24 protein-coding genes are annotated in these 21,654 nt (G+C 61.2%); 8 read left to right on the top strand and 16 right to left on the bottom strand.

Annotation, left to right across the window (positions count from 1 at the left end):
* The first annotated feature begins 129 nt into the window (after positions 1-129).
* Positions 130-573 (top strand): tellurite resistance TerB family protein, encoded by a 444-nt coding sequence (locus WH91_RS18350; RefSeq protein WP_046172455.1) that lies wholly within the window; start codon positions 130-132, stop codon positions 571-573.
* Between the two features lie 4 nt (positions 574-577).
* Here the strand turns inward: WH91_RS18350 and WH91_RS18345 are convergent, their stop codons facing one another.
* Positions 578-1,117 carry a hypothetical protein gene (locus tag WH91_RS18345; protein ID WP_143077986.1) on the bottom strand — a complete coding sequence of 180 codons (540 nt, stop codon included), beginning with the start codon at positions 1,115-1,117 and terminating at the stop codon, positions 578-580.
* Between the two features lie 129 nt (positions 1,118-1,246).
* Here WH91_RS18345 and ppa point away from each other — a divergent pair, with 129 nt between their 5' ends.
* Both ppa and WH91_RS18335 read left to right on the top strand, forming a co-directional pair.
* Entirely contained in the window at positions 1,247-1,780 is a 534-nt protein-coding gene (ppa, locus tag WH91_RS18340) for an inorganic diphosphatase (protein WP_046172453.1), read from the top strand.
* A 6-nt stretch (positions 1,781-1,786) separates the two neighbouring features.
* Positions 1,787-2,389, top strand: coding sequence for a chloramphenicol phosphotransferase CPT family protein (locus tag WH91_RS18335; protein WP_046172452.1), 603 nt, complete (start codon positions 1,787-1,789; stop codon positions 2,387-2,389).
* A 178-nt stretch (positions 2,390-2,567) separates the two neighbouring features.
* Here WH91_RS18335 and WH91_RS24755 read toward each other — a convergent pair whose 3' ends face one another.
* Positions 2,568-2,837 carry a cytochrome b family protein gene (locus WH91_RS24755; protein ID WP_046172451.1) on the bottom strand — a complete coding sequence of 90 codons (270 nt, stop codon included), beginning with the start codon at positions 2,835-2,837 and terminating at the stop codon, positions 2,568-2,570.
* Positions 2,838-2,991: 154 nt separating this feature from the next.
* Here WH91_RS24755 and WH91_RS18325 point away from each other — a divergent pair, with 154 nt between their 5' ends.
* On the top strand, positions 2,992-3,441 hold the full coding sequence (locus tag WH91_RS18325) for a MarR family winged helix-turn-helix transcriptional regulator (RefSeq protein ID WP_046172450.1): 450 nt from the start codon (positions 2,992-2,994) through the stop codon (positions 3,439-3,441).
* A 5-nt stretch (positions 3,442-3,446) separates the two neighbouring features.
* Here WH91_RS18325 and WH91_RS18320 read toward each other — a convergent pair whose 3' ends face one another.
* On the bottom strand, positions 3,447-4,001 hold the full coding sequence (locus WH91_RS18320) for a dihydrofolate reductase family protein (RefSeq protein WP_046172449.1): 555 nt from the start codon (positions 3,999-4,001) through the stop codon (positions 3,447-3,449).
* Between the two features lie 766 nt (positions 4,002-4,767).
* On the opposite strand from WH91_RS18320, the gene WH91_RS18315 reads away from it, so the two are divergent.
* A complete protein-coding gene (locus tag WH91_RS18315; RefSeq protein WP_046172448.1) occupies positions 4,768-5,673 on the top strand; it encodes an aromatic alcohol reductase in 906 nt (301 codons plus the stop codon).
* A gap of 321 nt (positions 5,674-5,994) precedes the next feature.
* Positions 5,995-6,339, top strand: coding sequence for a DUF6968 family protein (locus WH91_RS18310; protein ID WP_046172447.1), 345 nt, complete (start codon positions 5,995-5,997; stop codon positions 6,337-6,339).
* An 85-nt stretch (positions 6,340-6,424) separates the two neighbouring features.
* On the opposite strand, the gene WH91_RS18305 is transcribed toward WH91_RS18310, so the two are convergent.
* The 9 genes from WH91_RS18305 to WH91_RS18265 all read right to left on the bottom strand — a co-directional run bounded on the left by WH91_RS18305 (position 6,425) and on the right by WH91_RS18265 (position 17,782).
* A complete protein-coding gene (locus WH91_RS18305) occupies positions 6,425-8,569 on the bottom strand; it encodes a sodium-translocating pyrophosphatase (protein WP_046172446.1) in 2,145 nt (714 codons plus the stop codon).
* A 366-nt stretch (positions 8,570-8,935) separates the two neighbouring features.
* The gene (locus WH91_RS18300) at positions 8,936-9,247 is read right to left on the bottom strand and encodes a DUF167 family protein (RefSeq protein ID WP_046172491.1); all 312 of its coding nucleotides are present in this window, start codon (positions 9,245-9,247) and stop codon (positions 8,936-8,938) included.
* A 12-nt stretch (positions 9,248-9,259) separates the two neighbouring features.
* Positions 9,260-9,562 (bottom strand): YggT family protein, encoded by a 303-nt coding sequence (locus tag WH91_RS18295; protein WP_046172445.1) that lies wholly within the window; start codon positions 9,560-9,562, stop codon positions 9,260-9,262.
* Positions 9,563-9,847: 285 nt separating this feature from the next.
* On the bottom strand, positions 9,848-10,456 hold the full coding sequence (locus WH91_RS18290; RefSeq protein WP_046172444.1) for a DedA family protein: 609 nt from the start codon (positions 10,454-10,456) through the stop codon (positions 9,848-9,850).
* A gap of 138 nt (positions 10,457-10,594) precedes the next feature.
* On the bottom strand, positions 10,595-12,409 hold the full coding sequence (typA, locus tag WH91_RS18285) for a translational GTPase TypA (protein WP_046172443.1): 1,815 nt from the start codon (positions 12,407-12,409) through the stop codon (positions 10,595-10,597).
* Between the two features lie 390 nt (positions 12,410-12,799).
* Positions 12,800-13,456: a ferritin-like domain-containing protein gene (locus WH91_RS18280; RefSeq protein ID WP_046172442.1), complete on the bottom strand. Its 657-nt coding sequence runs from the start codon at positions 13,454-13,456 to the stop codon at positions 12,800-12,802.
* Positions 13,457-13,467: 11 nt separating this feature from the next.
* Positions 13,468-14,124: a ferritin-like domain-containing protein gene (locus WH91_RS18275; protein ID WP_046172441.1), complete on the bottom strand. Its 657-nt coding sequence runs from the start codon at positions 14,122-14,124 to the stop codon at positions 13,468-13,470.
* 129 nt (positions 14,125-14,253) lie between these two features.
* The gene (locus WH91_RS18270) at positions 14,254-16,383 is read right to left on the bottom strand and encodes a putative bifunctional diguanylate cyclase/phosphodiesterase (RefSeq protein WP_046172440.1); all 2,130 of its coding nucleotides are present in this window, start codon (positions 16,381-16,383) and stop codon (positions 14,254-14,256) included.
* A 175-nt stretch (positions 16,384-16,558) separates the two neighbouring features.
* Positions 16,559-17,782: an argininosuccinate synthase gene (locus WH91_RS18265; RefSeq protein ID WP_046172439.1), complete on the bottom strand. Its 1,224-nt coding sequence runs from the start codon at positions 17,780-17,782 to the stop codon at positions 16,559-16,561.
* Between the two features lie 155 nt (positions 17,783-17,937).
* Between WH91_RS18265 and WH91_RS18260 the strand changes: the two genes are divergently transcribed.
* Both WH91_RS18260 and WH91_RS23685 read left to right on the top strand, forming a co-directional pair.
* Entirely contained in the window at positions 17,938-18,540 is a 603-nt protein-coding gene (locus WH91_RS18260; protein ID WP_046172490.1) for a LysE family translocator, read from the top strand.
* 52 nt (positions 18,541-18,592) lie between these two features.
* Positions 18,593-18,751: a YqaE/Pmp3 family membrane protein gene (locus tag WH91_RS23685; protein WP_046172438.1), complete on the top strand. Its 159-nt coding sequence runs from the start codon at positions 18,593-18,595 to the stop codon at positions 18,749-18,751.
* A 3-nt stretch (positions 18,752-18,754) separates the two neighbouring features.
* Here the strand turns inward: WH91_RS23685 and rlmN are convergent, their stop codons facing one another.
* From rlmN to WH91_RS18235, 4 genes are all read right to left on the bottom strand, one after another.
* Positions 18,755-19,963: a dual-specificity RNA methyltransferase RlmN gene (gene rlmN, locus WH91_RS18250; protein ID WP_046172489.1), complete on the bottom strand. Its 1,209-nt coding sequence runs from the start codon at positions 19,961-19,963 to the stop codon at positions 18,755-18,757.
* A gap of 205 nt (positions 19,964-20,168) precedes the next feature.
* The gene (locus WH91_RS18245; RefSeq protein WP_052952948.1) at positions 20,169-20,393 is read right to left on the bottom strand and encodes a hypothetical protein; all 225 of its coding nucleotides are present in this window, start codon (positions 20,391-20,393) and stop codon (positions 20,169-20,171) included.
* A gap of 1 nt (position 20,394) precedes the next feature.
* The gene (locus WH91_RS18240; RefSeq protein WP_052952947.1) at positions 20,395-20,898 is read right to left on the bottom strand and encodes an invasion associated locus B family protein; all 504 of its coding nucleotides are present in this window, start codon (positions 20,896-20,898) and stop codon (positions 20,395-20,397) included.
* Positions 20,899-20,981: 83 nt separating this feature from the next.
* Positions 20,982-21,503 carry an invasion associated locus B family protein gene (locus tag WH91_RS18235; protein ID WP_046172437.1) on the bottom strand — a complete coding sequence of 174 codons (522 nt, stop codon included), beginning with the start codon at positions 21,501-21,503 and terminating at the stop codon, positions 20,982-20,984.
* Positions 21,504-21,654: the final 151 nt, after the last annotated feature.

The following is a 21,654-nucleotide window of genomic DNA, read 5'->3' as shown; positions in this document are numbered from 1 at the left end:
CAAGAGCGATTCACAGGCTACGGGAGCCATTGAGCAAATCCGCTGGACTGCTAACTCTATTGGGGCCTGCCTCCCGGCGCGCAAACCCTTTCGTTGTTCCTGCCCGCTCCCCGAAGGAGGCTAACGCCCGTGTTCGAGGCCATTACCCGTCTGTTCAATCGCCCCGAAGCGACGCTGGACAAAAACGATCCCAAACTCTCAGTTGCGGCGCTGCTGGTGCATCTGGCTGCGGTCGATGGCCAGATGAAGGACGCCGAGCGCAACGCCATCAAGGGCGTGCTGCAGGACCATTATGGCCTGGATGAGCCGAGCGTGGATAAGTTGGTCAAGGAAGCCGCTGTGCGCGATGCCGAGTCGGTGGATTTTTATTCCTTCACCAGCGCCATCACCCAGCTCGAGATGCCGGACCGCATCGAGATTGTCCGCATGATGTGGATGGTAGTGTTTGCCGACAAGAATAATCACGAGCTGGAGGACAACATGGTCTGGCGCATCGCGGAGCTGATCGGCGTATCCAGCCGTGACCGCACTGTGCTGCGCAACCAGATCGGCAAGGCGCAGCCGGAAGCCTGAGCCGCTACCAGGCGGTAAATTTGCCGATGGTTTCGACTTCGTCATTGCCGCAGTCGAACTTGCCCGATTTATCGGCCGCTGCCCGCGCCAGCGCGTTGGCATCCTTGTTGGCCAGCGCATCGACATAGGCGACGTGGCAGGTATTGCCATCGACCAGCTGCGTCACCACCAGCACTTCGCTCTTGTCTTCGCCGGTGTCCGGGTCAGCCGTATGATAACGCACGATGGTGGCAATCGGCATCCAGCGGCCCAGCGCATTGGACAGCCGCCACTCCATCTTGGGCCCGAGGTAATTGAATGGCGACAGGCTCTGGGTACCATTCTGGTTGGCATCGATATTGAAGCCATATTCGAGCGAAAAGCGCAGGTCACCCTCGTTGACCTTGAGCGGATAGCCCTTGTAGCCGGGGCAGGACCAGCTGGCCCCGAAATCATCGGCATCGAGCACCAGGCACTGGTCGAGATCGAGGTCGGTATAGGAACTAATGAAGGCCGCATGAGCCGGAACGGCAAGCGCCAGGCCGGTCAGGACAGTCGCCAGCATCAGTTTCATCATCTTGCCTCGCTTGTATTGGAAGGACTGCTCTCGTGCCAAACTGGCTTGCCTTTGCGGCCTGTTGTGGGCACAACGCCAGCGACTTTGTCGCCTCCCCGATGAACGAGAGCTGAAGCCATGAACATCGACGCCATTCCAACCGGCAAGAATCCCCCCGACGACCTCAATGTCATCATCGAAGTGCCGATGGGTGGCGAGCCCATCAAGTACGAAATTGACAAGGCCAGCGGCGCCCTGTTCGTCGATCGTTTCCTCTATACGCCGATGCGTTACCCCGGCAATTACGGCTTCGTGCCGCATACCTTGTGCGGCGATGGCGATGCGCTCGACGTCATCGTGATGAACTCGCGTCCTTTGTTTCCCGGCGCAGTGGTGCGCTGCCGCCCGTTCGGCGTGCTGTTCATGGAAGACGATGGCGGCCAGGATGAAAAAATTCTCGCCGTGCCGGTTTCCAAGCTGACCAAGATGTATGATTCCATCAAGGACATCGGCGACATGCAGGAAATCCAGGTCGAGCGCGTCAAGCATTTCTTTACCCACTACAAGGATCTCGAGCCCGGCAAGTGGGCCAAGATTTCCCATGTCGGTGGCTATGAGGACGCCAAGAAGGTGATTCTCGATTCCATCGAGCTGCACAACAAGTCGAAGTAGCGCCAGGTGAGCGGCCACGTCGTCATCCTCAACGGCGCGCCGCGCTCCGGGAAATCCTCCATCGCCAAGGCCATGCAGGAGACCCCGCCCGGCCACTGGATCAATCTGGGTGTCGATGCCCAGAACCGGAGTTTACCGGAGGCGCTGCGGCCGGGGATAGGCTTGCGGCCAGGCGGCGAGCGGCCGGAGCTGGAACCCTCGGTGGTGCGGCTTTATCTGGCGCTGTACGAGAGCATCGCCGCCCATGCCGCACATGGTTTCGACGTGGTCGTCGATGTCGGCCATCACGACTTCTATTCCCGACCGCTCAACATCCTGCCGCAATGCGCCCGGATTTTGGGCGAGCTGGATGTACTGTTCGTTGGCGTCCGCTGCCCGATCGAGACCATCATGGCGCGGCGCAATGCCGATCCGCAGGGCGGCTTTTATGCCGGCGGCGACGCGGTGCCCGAACCGGTGCAGCGCTGGCAGGCTGCGGTGCATATGCCGGGAATTTACGACCTTGAGGTCGATACCGGCACCATGAGCCCCGCGGATTGCGTTACGGCTATTTCAGTTGCCCTTTCCCGTCCCCACTCGGCCTTTGCCCGGCTCTCCGCGACTTCGTGATTTGCCCTGCCCCCCGGCCGAGGCGCAGGCTGCGGCTTTGGGGAGCACGCCGTGAAACTGTTTGGGACAATTGCCGGAGCACTGCTGATTTTGGTCGGCTTGCTCTGGATCCTGCAAGGCAGCAATATAATCGGCGGCAGCGTTATGTCCGGCCAGAGCCAATGGCTTTACATTGGCATTATCGTCGCCCTGGCCGGCGCGGGGATAGTTTATTGGGTACGGCGCCGCTAGCGATCCAGTCCGATCCGGGCCAACAGGCGATCGCGCTTGACTGGTGGTATAGCGCGGCGCCGATATGGCCGATCAGCAGAGCGATCAATACGCGGGCGACGATGCCATGCACCGTCACAACGCCAATCAGGCTGCAAATGATGGCGTAGCCGCGCAGCAGGGTGAACTGCGTTTCAGGATCGGTCGCATTGGCCTCGGCCAGCCCGCTGATCAGCATGCCGAATATGGCGATGGCCGTCAGCCAGTGGAATGGTTATTGCGACAGTGCCATAGCAGGTGGGACTGCTCTTGGCGCTCATGGCATTCTCCTTGCGGCGAAACCGATCAGGCGATATATAGCACGCTATGTTTTTAGATAGCAAGCTATGTAAATGGCCCTGACCCGCGAGAGCTCGGCCGGCTATATGACCAACTGGGCTGCTCGCCTGTTTGCCCGGGAGCTGGAGCGCCAGCTTGCCCCCAGCGGCATCGCCCCAGCCTATATGCCGGTGCTGTTCGCCCTGGCCGATGGCAGCGCCCTCACTCAGAAGGAACTTGCCCGCCGCGCTGCGGTGGAACAACCCACCATGGCTGCCACACTCAACCGCATGGAGCGCGACGCCATGATAATCCGAACCCGCGACCCCGAGGATAAACGCAGCGCGCTGGTAGCGCTGACGCCGCTGGCACAGGGCAAGATCGAAACAGTGGAGCGCGTCGTCAGCGCCATCAACGAGCTGGCGCTGGAACAGCTCGTCCCCGACGAGCGGCGTCAGTTCATCGCCCTGCTCGGTCGCGTTATTCGGGTGCTTGAAGCCCAGGATGGCGCGCTGGGCAATTGAGCCACCTATCCCGACTTCTTGCTGTAGGTCAGCACCATATTGCCCTTGCTGGTCTGCTGGCTGCTGACCAGTGCAAGCCGGGTACGTGGCGTGCTTTCGTCGAACAGGCGGCGGCCATGACCCGCCACCACCGGATGAATGATCAGGGTCAGTTCATCCATCAAGCCGCCGATCAACAACTGCCGCACCAGCGACATGCCGGCCATGGCCGAGATGGTACCGCCCGGTTTTCTCTTGAGATCGCGCACGAAGCCCTCGAGATCGCCTTCGATCAGCGTGGAATTGCTCCAGGTCAGGTCAGCCGGCTTGAGCGTCCTCGAGGCGACGAATTTGGGCACATTGTTGATGAAGCTGCCGAAATCCTCATCCTGGCTGGCATTGGGCCAATAGCCGGCCCATTCCTCGTAGCCCTTTCGGCCCATCAGCACCGTATCGACATCGGCCATGACGGCAGTCAGCAGCGTGCCCAGCTCAGCGTCGAAGCTGTCAAACTGGAACAGGTTCGGCGCCTCGGCGACACCATCGACGGAATAGAATAACCCGGCTGTGACTTTACGCATTTGATTTCTCCCCAAGGCGCCAGTGTGGGCCCCATCTGATCAAGCGACGAGCGAGATGGGAAGGCTTAGACAAGGCTGCGGCGAATATTCAACACGGGTGCCCGGACGGTCGAATGACCTCCGGTGCAGAAGAACGAGCGGGCCCCGAGACGGCAACCGCCTCGTAGGTAGTAATAGTAGTGAGACGAAAGCCGCCTCGGGGCGTCGGGATTTTATCGGAAGGCAGATCGTGACCCCAGCGTTTGCCTTAGCGCCCGCCCGATTGTCACCTCCGCTCAGCCCAGGGCGAAGCGCGACCTTCTCCCTCCCAACCGTCAATCCGGACACCGGTCGCTGCAGCGCCGCTCGTATCCCGGAAGATGGGGGGATTATGCTGGATGGCATGGGGGGAGGGGATAAGTTTAGCTGAGGAAGAATACCCCCCACCTCGCCTCCCCCTGGAAAGGGGGAGGAATACGGCCGGCGGTCGTCGGTTGATGGTGCCACAAACTGGATCAGCTCCTCCCCCTTTTCAGGGGGAGGTTGGGTGGGGGTATGCTTCCTGCCCACTACCCCAATGTCATCCTCGATATTGGGCCGCGGCCGAGAAGTGCCGGGATGAGCACCGCGGTCTGGCGGTTTGTGAATAAATCTCGGGATGGGTCCCGGATCAAGTCCGGGATGACATCGGGGGTGGGATGGATGTGGGATGCACCCAATCCCATTATCGTTCAACGCAACCGGCGCCCCTGCCCCGCGTTGAAAGCACATAACACAGGTACTTTTCATGACATCGACAATCGCCGTCGCCGGGGCTACCGGCAATTTGGGTGGCCGCATCGTCAAGGCGCTGCGGCGCAATGGGGCCGAGGTCTGGGCGCTGGTGCGGCCGGAGGCTGACCCGGACAAGCTGGCGGCGCTCGAGGCTGATGGCGCCCGCATTATCAAGGTCGATCTGGCCGATCAGGCGGGCTTGGTTTCAGCCTTGAAGGGCGCCGATGTCGTCGTGTCGGCGCTGAATGGTCTGCGGCCGGTGATCATCGACGCGCAAAGCCGCCTGCTGGCTGCCGCAGTGCACGCCGGGGTAAAGCGCTTCATGCCGTCGGATTATGCGGCCGACTTCACCAAGACCGCCGACGAGCCCAATCGCAATTTCGACCTGCGGCGTGAGTTTTCCGAAAAGCTCGACAAGGCGCCAATAGAGGCTGTGTCGGTGCTCAACGGCATGTTCACCGACATCCTGGCCTACGGTAATCCCCTGATCGACCTGCGCCAGCAGAGCACCACCTATTGGGGCGAGCCTGACCAGTTGCTCGATTTCACCACCATGGACGACACCGCTGAGGTCACCGCACTGACCGCCCTGGCGCCCCAGGCAGAGCGCTATGTGCGTGTCGCCGGCGATACGCTTGACGCCAAGGCCCTGGCAGCGCTCGGCAGCGAGATGACGGGCAAGTCCTTCGCCCTCAACCGCGCCGGCAGCATCGGCGAGCTGGGTGCCGCCATCGACAAAACCCGCGCCGCGGATCCTGGCGGCGAAAACGAGGAATTCCCCCGCTGGCAGCAGATGCAATACATCCGCAACATGTCGAGCGGCAGGGCCAAGCTAGAGCCGGTGGATAATGGGATGTTTCCGGACGTGCGCTGGACCAGGGTGCGGGACGTGGTCGCCCGGATGCTGGCGCGGGGGTAAGTAAGGGCGTCGAAAAGCTTCGCCAGCCGCTGCGCGCCGATCTCCCAGCTGAGGGGCGAGGCGATCAGACAAAGCAGTTGGCAACCTTGCCACGCTCTCATCCCACCCACGATGTCATCCCGGCAAGGGCCGGGAACCATCTTGAGATGGGGCCGTAGCCGCAAGGTAGCTGGAACGACCACCACGATCTGGCGGCGCGGGGATGGATCTCAGGATGGATCCCGGATCAAGTCCATTCTGTGCGGATCAGTCCAGATCAAGGATGACCGCCTGCATGAAGGGCAATCTCATTCCACCCTTCTTCCATATTGGAGATTCTTGATGCTTGCCGGAGCGAGAACGTTGACCATCGACACCAGTAGCGGCCCTGTACCCGTCGAAATCCGGCTCTACCTGCCGGAGCCCTACGACACCATGTTCCATGCCCGTTATGAGATCGATTGGCCGGAGGGCATGGTGAAAAGTCATAGCGTCGGCAATGACGCAATCGCTGCGCTGCATGGGGCAATCGAGAAAATTGGCACCGAGCTTTACCTGAGCAAGCCGCATCACGACCGAACTTTGTGGTGGCTCAAGCCATGGCTGGGTTATGGCTTTCCGCTGCCGAAGGGGGCTCGGGACCTGTTGATCGGACATGACCAGGAATTTTATGGACTGGATAAATAAACAAGGCCCGGAGTTTCCCCCGGGGCCCGCTTGATCCGTCCGCCCTCGTGGTTTGACTAGCGCACCACGAGGGCTGCATTCGCGCCTACCCCAAGTGCGCCAGCACCGCCAACAGCAGCAGGGCCACGATATTGGTGATCTTGATCATCGGGTTCACGGCGGGACCGGCCGTGTCCTTGTAGGGGTCGCCGACGGTGTCGCCGGTGACCGAGGCCTTGTGGGCGTCGCTTCCCTTGTGGTGGGTGACGCCTTGGCTGTCGGTGAAGCCGTCTTCGAAGCTTTTCTTGGCGTTGTCCCAGGCGCCGCCGCCGGCGGTCATCGAGATGGCCACAAAGAGCCCGGTGACGATGACGCCCATCAGCATGGCGCCAAGGGCCGAGAAGCCGGCTGCGGCGCCCGCGATCCAGTAGATCACGAAGAACACCACGATCGGCGACAACACCGGCAAGAGGGACGGCACGATCATTTCCTTGATCGCCGCCTTGGTCAGCATGTCGACGGCCCGGCCATAATCGGGCTTTTCGGTGCCGAGCATGATGCCGGGGTGTTCCCGGAACTGGCGGCGCACTTCGACCACCACCGATTGGGCGGCGCGGCCCACGGCGGTCATCGACATGCCGCTGAACAGGAAGGGCAACAGCCCGCCGAACAGCAGGCCGACCACAACATAGGGATCGGCCAGCGAGAAGGTCAGCGGACCGAGGCCTTCGAAGAACGAGCCCGGCGCCGCATTGGCCGAGAAGTAGATCAGGTCCTGCGTGTACGCCGCGAACAACACCAGCGCGCCGAGGCCGGCCGAGCCAATGGCATAGCCCTTGGTGACGGCCTTGGTGGTGTTGCCGACAGCGTCAAGCGCGTCGGTATTGTGGCGCACTTCCTTGTCGAGACCGGCCATTTCGGCGATGCCGCCGGCATTGTCGGTGACCGGGCCGAAGGCGTCGAGGGCCACGACGATGCCGGCCAGCGCCAGCATGGTGGCGACGGCAAAGGCGATGCCGAACAGGCCGGCGAGGTTATAGGTGACGATGATGCCGGCGATGATAACCAGCGCCGGCAGAGCGGTGGATTCCAGCGATACCGCGAGGCCCTGGATGACGTTGGTGCCATGGCCGGTGACCGAGGCTTCGGCGATGGAATTGACCGGGCGCCGATTGGTGCCGGTGTAATATTCGGTGATGACGATGATCAGGCCGGTGATGACGAGGCCCGCCACGCCGCACCAGAACAGGCTCCACGGGGTGAAGGTCTTGTCGGTGGCAACGATCTCGACATTGAGATCGCCGAACACGAACCACAGCACCGGCAGCAGCGCGACCAGCGACAGCACGCCGGTGGCGATGATGCCCTTGTACAGCGCGCCCATGATATTGTTGTCGGCACCGAGCTTGACGAAGTACGTCCCAATGATGGACGTCACGACGCAGGCGCCGCCGATGGCCAGCGGCAGCACCATGCCGGCAAGCTTGAAGGCATCGGGCAGGATGATGGCGGCCAGCACCATGGTGGCGACGATGGTCACCACGTAGGTTTCGAACAGGTCGGCCGCCATGCCGGCGCAATCGCCAACATTGTCGCCGACGTTATCGGCAATGGTCGCCGGGTTGCGCGGATCGTCTTCCGGAATGCCGGCCTCGACCTTGCCCACCATGTCGCCGCCGACATCGGCACCTTTGGTGAAGATGCCGCCGCCGAGACGGGCAAAGATGGAAATCAGCGAGGCGCCGAAGCTCAGCGACACCAGCGCATCGATGACGGTACGGCTGGTCGGATCAAAACCCAGCATCTGGGTCAGCACGAGGAAATAGAGGGTGACGCCGAGCAGGCCAAGACCGGCGACCAGCATGCCGGTGACAGCGCCCGACTTGAAGGCGAGATCGAGTCCACGCGCCAGTGACGAAATCGCCGCCTGGGCGACGCGCACATTGGCCCGCACCGAGACGTTCATGCCGATAAAGCCCGCCGCGCCCGATAGCACCGCGCCGAGCAGGAAGCCGATGGCGGCATAGATGCCGAGCAGGAAATAGGCCGCGATCAGGATGATGACGCCGACAATGGCGATGGTGGTGTACTGACGCTTGAGATAGGCTGATGCACCTTCCCGGACCGCTGCCGAGATTTCCTGCATACGGGCGCTGCCGGCATCGGCAGCAAGCAATTGCCGGGTGGTGATCACCCCATAGACGATGGACAGAGCGCCACAAGCGACGATCAGCCAGAGTGCCAAAGTCATAGAAAAGTCCCTCTAGTTTCCTTCGAGGGACCCATCCGCGCCCCGACAGGTCCTCCAACCAGCCAAGACACGCCTCCTACGAGCCCCTCTCCATGTGCGAGATTAGCCGGATTGATTGGTTAAGCAATGGAGATTGCGATGTTTTGTCGCGGCTTCGAGCCGTCCCGCGGGGTGGAGTGCGCCAGTGGCGCGACTGGAGGTGAGAAGGCCATAAGGCCTATGGCCGCATGGCGGGGGAAGCAGGAAGGGTCCTTGTCGGCTACCCCCACCTGGCCTCCCCCTGATGAGGGGGAGGAATCCGCGCAGTGGATGTTGCGAGATGGTGCCAAGAACTGGATAAGTCCCTCCCCCTTTTCAGGGGGAGGCTTAGGTGGGGGTATTTTTGCTAAGCGCCGCAATTAACGTCGGCCCATCGCCCACCACCGCCAGCGTCTTCATCCGGCTGGTCTCGCCGCTGGTCACGGTGATGGATGACTTCGGCACACCCAGCGCCTTGGCCAGCAATGCTATCACCGCTGCATTGGCTTTGCCTTTGTCGGGCACTGCACTGACCCGGACGCGCAGCATCGCGGTGCCATCATCGCGCAGCGCGACGCCCTCGATCGCATCGCGCCCGGCGTTGGGGGTGACGCGAACGAAAAGGCTCAGCCCCGAGGGGCTGAGCCGGTAGCATTGGATGTCGCTCAAGGCCTAGATGCCGGCTGCGCGCGCCATCGGGAACAGGTAGATGCGGATCACCTGATCGATGAAGAAGATCAGGATGAAGGCGATGATCGGCGAAATATCGAGGCCGGAGAAATTCGGCATGATGCGGCGGATCGGCCGCAGCACCGGCTCGGTGAGTTGGTTCAGCACGCGCCACAGGCCTTCAACAAACCCGTTGCGGGTGTTGATCACGTTGAACGAGATCAGCCAGCTCATGATGATCATGGCGATCAGCACCCAGCGATAGATATCGAGGATGTAGAGAATGACGGCCAGTACTGCTTGCATCAGTGGTCTCCGAGGGTCCGGGATTATCTAGTGGCTAGCGGGGCTTGCGGCAAGGGGCGTGCCCAAAAGCATGAGAGCCCCGTTCCGGGTCGCACGGAACGAGGCTCCAATGACTGACATCCGGTACGCAAAACAACACTCTCCGAACCAGAGCGTCATTGCACAAAGCGTGCCAAGTGGCGGGGCCCGAAAAACCGGGGCCAGAAGTTAAATCGCTATGAACATTCGCAATTTGCGGGGTGCGATGCGTCGCAGAATGCAAGGCGGTTGCAAAATGCGAGGGCGTCAGACCTTGGACTTGCTCGGCTTCCAGGTGGCGACCTTGAGCAGGTACAGCACCACGACGAGGCCGAGCACGATGTAGCTCAGCGGATCGAGCACGACTTCAATCACCTCGTAATGCTCGTGCAGGATATAGCCTGCCAGGGTGAGGATCGTGTTCCAGATCAGTGCGCCCGAGGTCGAGGCGAGCAGGAACACCGGCAGGCTCATGCGCGACAGGCCGGCAGGAATCGAGATCAGTGTACGGATCAGCGGAATCAGCCGACCGAACAGCACGATGATCGGGCCAAATCGCTTGAACCAGCCCACCGCCAAATCGATCTCGTCGGCATTGAAGGCCATGACGCGACCGAAGCGGTCAGCGAGGTAACGCACGCGCTCAAGCCCGAACAACCGGCCAGCGAAATACCACGGCAGCATGCCCACAACGGCGCCGATAGTGGCAGCAGCCAGCACGCCGAACAGGTTGAGGTCGCCATTGGCGGCGGCAAAACCGGCGAAGGGAATGATCAGTTCGGAAGGGATCGGCGGGAAGATCGATTCCGCCAGCATGACGAGGAAAATCCCCAGATATCCGAGTTCGGAAATGGTCTGGATGATCCAGTCGGTCATGAGTCTCTCCGGGGGTACCCCCACCTCGCCTCCCGACAGGGGGAGGAATCCGTGCGGTGGAAGGGGCAAGAAACTGCCACGAACTCGATGAGTCCCTCCCCCCTCTCAGGGGGAGGTTAGGTGGGGTATGCTTGCTGCTTACGCCGACTTGGAGCCGCGCGAGGCGCGCTTGCGGTCGTTGGGATCGAGCCAGATCTTGCGCAGGCGGATCGACTTGGGGGTCACTTCCACATACTCGTCTTCGGCGATGTAGCCGAGCGACTGCTCCAGCGTCAGCTTCTTGGGCGTGGTCAGCCGCACCGCTTCGTCCTTGGACGTGGTGCGAATGTTGGTCAGCTGCTTGCCCTTGAGTGCGTTCACTTCAAGGTCGTTCTCCCTGGAGTGCTCGCCGATGATCATGCCTTCATAAATCTCGACGCCGGAGTCGATCATGATCGGGCCGCGATCTTCGAGGTTCCACAGCGCGAAGGCAACGGACTGGCCGGTGCCGTTGGAGATCAGCACGCCGGTACGACGGCCTGGCAGTTCTCCCTTGAACGGCACGAAGGAGTGGAACAGCCGGTTGAAAATGGCGGTGCCGCGGGTGTCGCTCAGCAGTTCCGGCTGGTAGCCGATCAGCGAGCGGGTGGGGACCAGCAGCTGGATACGGGTACGGCCGATGCCGGACGGACGCATGTCGGTCAGCTCGCCCTTGCGCTCGGTGAGCTTCTGCACGACCGTGCCCGTGTGCTCGTCGTCGACGTCGATGATGACTTCTTCGATCGGCTCATGACGAACGCCATCGATATCGCGCATCAGGACCTTGGGCCTGCCGATGGTCAGCTCGAAGCCTTCGCGGCGCATGTTTTCGATCAGCACGGCCAGCTGCAACTCGCCGCGGCCTGCCACGTCGTAGCTGTCGTTGTCGTCGCCGGGCGTTACCTTGATGGCAACGTTGCCTTCGGCTTCGCGCATCAGGCGTTCACGGATGACGCGCGACTGGACCTTGTCGCCTTCACGGCCAGCGAGCGGGCCGTCGTTGATGCGGAAGGTCACCGACAGGGTGGGGGGATCGATCGGCTTGGACGCGATCGGCTTGGTCACCGAAGTGGCGCACAGCGTATCGGCCACGGTCGAGGTCACCAGACCCGCGATGGCGACGATGTCGCCAGCTTCGCCGACGTCGACGGGGGTGCGCTCAAGGCCACGGAAGGCCAGGACCTTCGAAATACGGCCTTTTTCGACTTCCTTGCCTTCACGGTTGAGCGTGTGGATCGGATCGTTCGCCTTGACGGTGCCGGAAGTGATGCGGCCGGTCAGGATACGACCGAGGAAGGGGTTGCGCTCGATGGTGGTGACCAGCATGCGGAAGGCGCCTTCCTCGACGGCCGGCTCCGGCACATGCTTGATGACCATGTCGAGCAGCGGGCCGAGGTCGTCCTTGGGGCCTTCTGGCTCGATCGCCATCCAGCCCTGCTTGGCCGAACCGTACAGCACGGGGAAATCGAGCTGCTCGGGCGTAGCGTCGAGCGCGATGAACAGGTCGAAGATTTCTTCGAGCACTTCCATGTGGCGCTCGTCGCCCTTGTCGATCTTGTTGATCGCCACGATCGGACGCAGGCCCTGGGCCAAGGCTTTGCTCAGCACGAACTTGGTCTGGGGCATCGGGCCTTCAGCCGCGTCCACCAGGATCACCACGCCATCGACCATCGACAGGATGCGCTCGACTTCGCCGCCGAAGTCGGCGTGGCCGGGGGTGTCGACGATATTGATGCGGGTGTCCTTCCAGAGGAGGGACGTAACCTTGGCCAGAATGGTGATGCCGCGCTCGCGCTCGATATCGTTGCTGTCCATGGCGCGTTCTTCGACGCGTTCGTTCTCGCGGAACGAGCCGGACTGCTTGAGCAGGACGTCGATCAGCGTGGTCTTGCCGTGATCAACGTGGGCGATAATGGCGATATTGCGCAAAGACATAAGGAGCAGGCCTCTTTGGCATGATCCCAAAACCTCGGGCCGCGAAAGGGGCGGCAACAAACGGCTGAACCATGCAGGAAACAACAAGTGCCGGTCTTCCCAACAGGGCATGACAGGCGCATTTGAGGCTGCCTTACAGCAACAACCGATTTTTCACAAGCGCAGGTGGTGCACAGGTGGGTTGCGGACGTCCGGACCGACTGCGCTGCAGATGTTTCGCCCTCGTCTCCCAAGCTCTTGGTGCTGACCGCCGGCGGCGCCCAACAGCAGAATCGTCGTGGTGATTATGTCGTCGCCTTCGCCTGCCGGAATAAACGCAGCGACGATCTGAAATAGAGAAGCCCCGGCATCGCTGCCGGGGCTTCTTACTGGCCGGGAGACGGACCAGATTTATGCGAGGAACGGCGTCGCGGCAGCCAGCACGGCGTTCTTGCTGAGCGGCTTGTCGAAAGCACCGTCCCAGCCGAACTTGAGGCCGATGCGACGCACTTCCGACGCGTGGCGGGCTTCGACCGAGTGGATCTGTAGCGCCACTGTGAGAACTTCCTTGCTGCCCATCAGATTGCCTGCCTGGCCCTTGTAGGCGGCCACGCCCAGATCTTCGAAGGTCTGGCTGAGGGTGAGGAAAGTGTCGAAGTTGCTGAACACGTCGGCATACTTGCCGCCGGCGGTAAAATCGACGCCCGGTGCCTTGACGGCAGCCGAACCCAGCACGCCCTTGAGAAGTTTCACGTGGGCGTCTTCATGCTGGCCGATGGTGCGGAACACTGTCTTGTACTGCGACGGGATAATGCCAGCCGCATTGCCTTCCTTGTAGAAGGCCGATTCCAGATATTCGAGGGTCAGCGCAAAGTTCAGCGTGTCCTCGATAACTTTCGGCAGCGACTGACCGAACGCCTGGTTGGACGCGAGCGCCAGTACCAGCGGAGCGCTGGTCATGATGCCAGCGGCCTTGGCGTATTTGGAGAACATGTCGCGACGACCCTGGACAATGGTGTCGACCAGTTCAGGCTCGATGGCGGAGAGAATGGTGTTTTCGGTGTTCATTTTGGCTCTCCTTACGGCAGGGTTGCGGCGGTGACGGGGGTGGTGATGAAAGGCCCGGCGGCCTTCAGCACCTTGGATGGCAGCAGCGCGCCATCGAGGCCCTTGCCATCGACATTGCCGCGACCGACAGCTTCGGCGCTGAACGGCTTCAGCAGATCGGCGATGGCTGCAGCGTGACGGGCTTCGATCGAAACGATCGAGCCGGCAGCGACGAGATAATCGGGATTGGTGATCAGCTGGCCGGCGCCGTTATAAGCAGCAACGCCAAGGTTTTCGAACACATCGGCAGTGCCCAGCACGCTGGCGCGGCTGGAGAAATCGACAGCCGAGAAATCGACTTCGAGGCCTGGAATAGCATTGCGACCGAGCGCCTTCTTGAGGAAGTCGCGGTGGGCAATCTCATGGTCGCGGATCTGGGTCAGGATGCGCTGGTCATTCACCTGCATTTCGCTGAATGGTGTCTTGAGCACCTGTGTATAGAATGCAGCTTCGAGCTGCTCGAGGGCATAGGCGTAATTGAGCACGCCGATGTCGCCATCGCCTAGCTCGGCGCCAAGCGCAGCCGAAATACCGAAATTGGGCAGAAGGCTTCCGGCCACTGCAATGGTGCCGGCGGCGCCGCTCCACTTCAGCAGGTGGCGCCGTGACAGGCTGGACGTAACGTTCATGATTGAAGTCTCCGTGTGCTTTGCGTCTGCAAGCAGCTACGGAGCCCCAACGCATGAGTTTCGGATATTTCTGAATTAAATTTCGGCGCAACGCAGAAACTATTTGGCCCGTGACGTCGTTCGCGAGCGCTACGAGGCTTTCTTGTCACCGACCTGATGCTTGGTTGCTTCCGAATGCAGCAGGTTGGCGAGGGCAGCCGGCGGCAAGGGCGGCGAGAACAGGAATCCCTGTACTTCGGACGCCCCATGGGCGCGCACCATTTCGAGCTGCTCTTCGGTCTCGACCCCTTCGGCGGTAGTCGACATGCCCAGCGACTGGCCCAGCCCGATCACCGCCTTGATAATGGCCTGGCTGTCGCCGCGGCCAGTCAGGTCGCGCATGAAGGAGCGATCGATCTTGATCTTGTCGAAGGGGAAGCTGCGCAAGTAGCTCAGCGAGGAATAGCCGGTGCCGAAATCATCCATCGAAATGCGCACACCCATGGCGCGCAGCTCGTGCAACACCTTGAGATTGGCATCATTATCGGCCAGCAGCAGCGACTCGGTGATTTCGAGTTCGAGCCGGGTCGGCGGCAGCCGCGCGTCCGATAGCGCCGACTTGACGAGGCCCAGCAGATCGCGGCTCTTGAACTGGATCGGCGACAGGTTGACCGCGACACGGACATCGCCCGGCCAGCTCGTCGCCGTCTTGCAGGCCTCGCGCAGCACCCACTCGCCAATCACCACGATCAGGCCGGTCTCCTCGGCAATCGGGATGAATTCCGTCGGCGAAATGGTGCGTCCCTCATGGTCCCAGCGCAGCAGGGCCTCGACACAGGTCACCCGGTTTTCAGCCAGGCCCAGCAGCGGCTGATACATCAGGCGCAGTTCCTTGCGCTGCAAGGCAAGGCGCAGGCCCGCTTCGATCGAGCGGCGCTGCTGCAGATCGGCATCCATGCCGGCTTCAAAGAAATGATAGGTCGAGCGGCCTTCGCTCTTGGCCTTGTACAGCGCCAGATCGGCGTTCTTGACCAGAGTATCGGTCTTGACCCCATCGCCCGGGCCCACCGCAATACCGACGCTGGCGCCGATTTCGATCTGCTGGCCGCCGATATGCATTGGCGCGCCGATCGCCTTGATGATGCGGTCGGCGACACGGGCGGCCACCTCGGCATCCTCGATGGGCCGCATCAGCAGGGCGAATTCATCGCCACCCAGCCGGGCCAGCACGTCGGTTTCCCGCGTCGTGCCCCAAAGCCGGGCTGAGGCCTGCTTGATGACTTCGTCGCCCACCGCATGGCCCAGCGTATCGTTGACCGCCTTGAAGTGATCGAGATCGATATAGAGCACGGCCGCCATTTCGCCGCGCGACAGGCCGGCTTCGGTCTTGGCCATCTGCTCGAGAAATTCGATGCGGTTGGGCAAGTCGGTCAGCGCGTCATGGCGGGCCAGATGGCGGATGCGCGCCTCGTTCTGTTTCTGCTCGGTAATGTCCTCATGCGTCGAAACCCAACCGCCATCCTTCATCGGATGATGCTGCATCAGAACAGTGCGGTTGTTGAGCTCGTGGATATTTTTGCCATATTCGCGGCGCGCGATGACGTCGCGGCGCCACTCGATATATTCCTCGCGCGTGCCGCCCGCCTCCATGCCCATGTCGAACAGGTGGCTCAGGATATCTTCCAGCATGGTGCCGGGTTTCACGAGGTTTGCCGGCAGATTGTAGATGCGCGCATAGGGCTCGTTGCAGATCACCAACCTGCCCTTGGCGTCCATCATGCAGAGGCCCTGGGAGATATTGTTGACCGCCGCGTCGAGCCGGATATTCTGGCGTTCCAGCTCCAGCTTGCGCTTCTGCACCACTTCGGTGCGGGCGATCTCGTCGCTGATATCCTCATGGGTCACCACCCAGCCCAGCGCCTCGGAATAGATATGGGCGGTTTCGACCGTGCGCCCGCCATGCACCACTTCCTGGTTCTTGGTCCGGGCACCACTGCGATTGGCCAGCAGCTCTTCGGTATAGGTTTCGTAGAATTCGTGGGCGCTTTGGTCGGGGTGATTGCCGAGCCGGTCGCTGAGCTGCACGACCTCTTCAAGGCTCATGCCGCGATACACCGCATCGAGCGAGAAACCGTAGATATCGCGCCAGTTCTTGTTCCACATCACCAGGCGGAACTGCGGCGACCAAACGCAAAAGCCATAGGGAATGCTTTCCAGCGCAGCATCGAGCAGCAGCGCTTCAGCCTTCTCGCCCAAGCTGCCAGCGTCTTCTGCTCGCACCCGCCGAATCCCCTCGTCTAAACGCTTCTGCATGACGTTGTGTGAAAGCTAGATTGATCCCATTAATGGGGAATTAAGTTTGCTTGTGAAGGACAGGTCTTGTGACGCAATTATGACAAGGCCCAAATTATCCGTCGAGGATAATCCGGGCCTTGCAGTTGACAGCCGGATGAGTTTAGACGAGCGCCTTCTTGTTGCGGGCAGCCCAGGTCTTGAGACGCAGGCCATTAAGGCGAATGAAGCCTTCCGCGTCCTTGTGGTCATAGGCCACTGCGCCCTCTTCGAAGGTCACCAGGTCCATCGAATACAGCGAATGCGGCGACGTCCGCGCGATGACGCTGGCCGAGCCCTTGTAAAGTTTTACGGTGACTTCGCCGGTCACATAGGTCTGGCTCTTGTCGATCAGCGCCTGCAACATGTCGCGCTCGGGCGAGAACCAGAAGCCATTGTAGATCAGCTCGGCATATTTGGGCATTAGCTCATCCTTGAGATGGGCCTCGCCGCGGTCGAGCGTGATCGATTCGATGCCGCGATGCGCCACCAGCATGATGGCGCCGCCCGGGGTCTCATACAGCCCACGCGACTTCATGCCGACGAAACGATTTTCGACCAGATCGAGCCGACCGACACCATGCTTGCCGCCCAACTCGTTGAGCTTGGTTAGCAGTTCTGCGGGGCTCAGCTGGACGCCGTTGACCGAAACCGGATCGCCTTTCAGATAGCCGATGGTGATAATTTCGGGCTCGTTGGGAGCGTTTTCCGGATCGACGGTGCGCTGGGCGATGTAATCGGGCGCCGGCACCGCGGGATCTTCCAGTACCATGCCCTCGGACGAGGTGTGCAGCAGGTTGGCGTCGACCGAAAAGGGCGCCTCGCCGCGCTTGTCCTTGGAGATCGGGATCTGGTGGCGCTCGGCATATTCCAGCAGTTGCGTACGGCTGCGCAGGTCCCATTCACGCCACGGCGCAATCACCTTGATCGATGGATCGAGCGCATTGGCAGTCAGCTCGAAACGCACCTGGTCGTTACCCTTGCCGGTCGCGCCATGCGAAATGGCATCGGCACCGACTTCCTGGGCGATCTCGACCAGACGCTTGGCAATCAGCGGGCGGGCGATCGAGGTGCCAAGCAGATACTGGCCCTCATAGACCGTATTGGCGCGGAACATCGGGAACACGAAGTCGCGCACGAATTCCTCGCGCAGATCCTCGATGCGGATATCCTTGATGCCGAACATTTCGGCCTTCTTGCGCGCCGGCTCGAGCTCTTCGCCCTGACCTAGATCGGCGGTGAAGGTCACCACCTCGCAATCATAGGTCTCCTGCAGCCACTTGAGGATGATCGAGGTATCGAGCCCGCCGGAATAGGCCAGCACGACCTTCTTGATGTCTTTTGCCATGGAATGGTTCACGCATTTGCTATGGGGCGCAGCGGCCCGGAAAGTCCGGCGCACCCTATTCAGGACTGGCCTTTGGTGCAATTGTCACCGGCAAAATTGTTGAGGTCGCCGTGCCAACTTTCGTCCCCGACCTCTCCGTCGTCTTGACCTTCGCTATGGCCGGGTTGGTGCTCGCCGTGACGCCGGGGCCTGATATGGCGCTATTCGTCTCGCGCACCATGAATTTTGGCCGCACACACGGCTTTGCCGCCATCCTCGGCACCAGTACCGGCATTGCGGTTCACACAGCTCTAGTGGCCTTTGGCATTTCGGTGCTGATCGTGGCCGCCCCGGCCGCCTTCTGGGCGCTCAAGATCGTCGGCGCGCTATATCTGGTCTGGCTCGCCATCCAGGCCATCCGCTCGGGCGGCGGCATTCTGGTCACCCGCGCGGCAGGCAAACAGCCGAGCCTGTTCCAGAGCTACCTCACAGGCCTGGCGATCAATCTCACCAACCCCAAGGTCGCGTTGTTCTTCGTGACCTTCTTGCCGCAGTTCATCTCGGCCGACGACCCCGCCGCGCTTAGCAAGCTCCTCTTCCTCGGCGTCGAGTTCATCATCATCTCGCTGCCGGTCGTCATCGCCACGGTACTGTTCGCCGAATGGCTGACCACCACCCTGCGCGACAATGCCTGGGTGAGCAAAGCGCTGAGCTGGAGCTTTGCAGCAGTGTTCATGGCTTTTGCGGCGACGATCTTGTTCGCCGAAGGCCGCAAGTAGGAACGATTTCCGTCCTTTCCTGTTTTGCTCCGTTAACGAAGGGGCAAAATCCATGGACGTACTGCGTATTATCCTGTCGGTGATCATTCCGCCGGTCGGCGTTTTCCTGCAGGTCGGACTAGGCCTGCAATTCTGGCTCAATATCCTGCTAACCTTGCTGGGCTACTTCCCCGGCCTGATCCACGCCATCTGGGTCATCACCCGCGATTAGCGCCTAGACGCCAGCCAGTGCGTCGCGGTCTTTCTTGCTCAGGCGTTCGCTTTCGCTCTTGAGCTGGCCGCAGGCGGCGAAGATATCGCGGCCACGCGGGGTGCGGACCGGGCTGGCATAGCCGGCCTTGTTGACGATATCGGCGAAGCGCTCGATCCGGCTCGAAGGGGAGGTGCCGTAATTGGCGCCCGGCCACGGATTGAACGGAATCAGGTTGATCTTGGCCGGAATATTGGCCAGCAGACGCACCAGTTCGCGCGCATCTGCGTCGCTGTCATTAATGCCGTCCAGCATCACATATTCGAAGGTGATGCGGCGGGAATTGGAAACGCCGGGATAGGTGCGGCAGGCTTCGAGAAGTTGCTCGATTGGCCACTTCTTGTTGATCGGCACCAAAACGTCCCGCAGGTCATTGTTGGTCGCATGCAGCGAAATCGCCAACATGACGTCGATTTCGCGGCCCGTCGGCTCGATGAACGGCACCACGCCCGAGGTCGACAGCGTGATGCGGCGCTTGGAAAGGCTCATGCCGTCGCCGGCCGAAGCAATTAGCAAGGCCTGCTTGACGGCTTCGTAATTATACAGCGGCTCGCCCATGCCCATCATCACCATATTGGTGATGGCACGGCTGCCGTCGGATGGCACGAGGCCACCGTCATCGGGGCGCGAACCGCCCGGGAAATCGCCCAGACGTTCACGCGCCATCAGCACCTGGCCGAGGATTTCGCCCGCCGTCAGGTTCCGCACCAGTTTCTGCGTGCCGGTATGGCAGAACGAGCAGGTCAGCGTGCAGCCAACCTGTGAAGAGACACAAAGCGTGCCGCGATCCTGCTCGGGAATGTAGACGGTTTCGACTTCGACCGGCGGAAAATTGGGGTTGGCCGGGTCGCGGAAACGAAACAACCACTTTCGCGTACCGTCGCTCGAAATCTGCTCCGAGACGATTTCCGGCCGATCCAGAATGAACGTGTCGGCCAGCACCTGACGCACCGGCTTGGTAATATTGGTCATCTTGTCGAAATCGGTGATGCCATAGACATAGAGCCAGTTCCACAACTGGCTGGCCCGCATGCGCGCATCCTTGTCGGTGGCAATGCCGGCACTGCCCAGCGCTTCGGCGAGCTGCGGCTTGCTGAGACCGATCAGCGAAGGACGGCTGGCCGCTGCTGGGCGGATAGCCGACGAATGGTCAAGGTTCAGCGCAATGCTCATGGCGTGCGTAAGGTCCGGAAAATGCGGGATTGGCGCGGCCAATAGCATATGGGGACGGTTTAGGCAAAGTCACCCGCCCGTGGGGCAGCTATTCGCCTGCTGCGGGGTACTTAGGCCGGAGTGCGGGTTGATATAGAGGACAAAGACCACCACGGCCGCCAGCCCTGCGAAAAATCCCCGTAGAGCGAAAGCAATGCGAACTCGTTCATTCTTCCAACCCTTTCAACAAGCGCCTTGCCGGCCAATGTAGGCTTGCCCTTGCCCACATACAACTCACCACCACCACGAAAGCTGCCGGCGCGGGCTGGGCCGACTGTGCGATCGCGACTATCAGCGTGAAGCCGCCGACACCCATGACGGCCAAAGCGGCACCGTTGAAGTAAGTAGCACTTAGTTTTCGCTGCTCGTTGCGGACCAGCTTGTTGGCCACATCAGCACTCGGCGCCGATGGATTGCTGGGCGGCCGTGGCGCCCGAGAGCGAATAGTTCTGCGTCACCTTGATGCCGGCCGCAGTCGTGCCTTCGACCACCATGGACGAACCAGCGCGGATGGCGCTGGCCAGTGCCGTGGACTGGCTGGAATCGTCGAGCCAAGCGGCGTCGTTCTGGGTGAACAGGTTGAACACTTGGCCGCCAACGCTGATCGTCGCCATGCTGTCGGGCTGGAACACGAAGCCGGCAACGAGATTAAACTCGCTTTCGACATTCTCGCTCGGGCGATTGGTGATGTAGATATAGCCTTGGCTGTAGCCATCCGGCGTCGGCGTGATGCTTTCCGGCTTGGTCATCGCAAAGCACACCTTACCGGCAGTGTCGTCGGCTGCGTAGCTGGTCCAGGAGCGATTTTCATCCAGGATCCGCACCTGCTGGGCACTGGCATTGGCAGTGAGGGCAAGGCTGGCGATCAGGGCAAGCGCCATGGCGGACTTGAGCATCAGGACCTCATCAGCAAAAACGGCAAAGGGCCAGAGACCCTTTACCCAGATAGGGTGGACTGCCCGCTGCGGGCAACCCGAAATTACTTGCAGGCAGCGTCGATCGCGTTGACCGCAGCCGTGGCGCCCGACAGCGAATAAGTATCGCTGGTATTGGTGCCGCGCTGGCTGGTGCCCTTGATAACCAGGTTGCTGCCGCCCCTGAAGGCCGCAACGAACCCGCTCTCGTCACCCGTCGAGGCCAGCCATGCGGCCGAACCTTCGGTGACCATGGGATAGGCCTTGCCGTCGATGCTGGCGCTAGCACCGGGGCTCGTGGTGTTGAACGGGTAACCGATGATGGTCTGCACCTCGTTCTTGGTGCCCATCCCCTTGCGGTGGATGATCATGAAGTGGATCGGATCGCGGTTAGCGCCTGAAGGCTCGCTCGCCCCCGGCGTCGCCGACACGTAACAGATCGCACCCGAAGCATCAGTTGCCTGCCACGCGGTCCAGGCATTGAAAGTGCCCAGCTCTGTTGCCTGCTGCGCCTGGGCAGCAGGAGCCAGAGCCATGATCGCGCCGACCGCCAGACCAAGTACCAGGCCACCGGTTTTCGTCGTCATCGCCAAATCGTCCTCATTCTTGAAGTGTTCCCCATCCTGGGAAGCTGCCCGCCAACTTTGCCCAGAACATGATTACCAAGGTGTCAAACGCCGCCACGTCCAAACGCATTTGCATCAATTGCTGCTCAATCGCGGCGGCAATTTGACGGAA

Origin of the sequence: Devosia psychrophila (genome assembly GCF_000971275.1) — a bacterium.
In the GTDB taxonomy this organism is placed as follows: domain Bacteria; phylum Pseudomonadota; class Alphaproteobacteria; order Rhizobiales; family Devosiaceae; genus Devosia; species Devosia psychrophila.
Note: the sequence above shows the minus strand (reverse complement) of the source record. Positions and strands in the feature narration are given on the sequence as shown.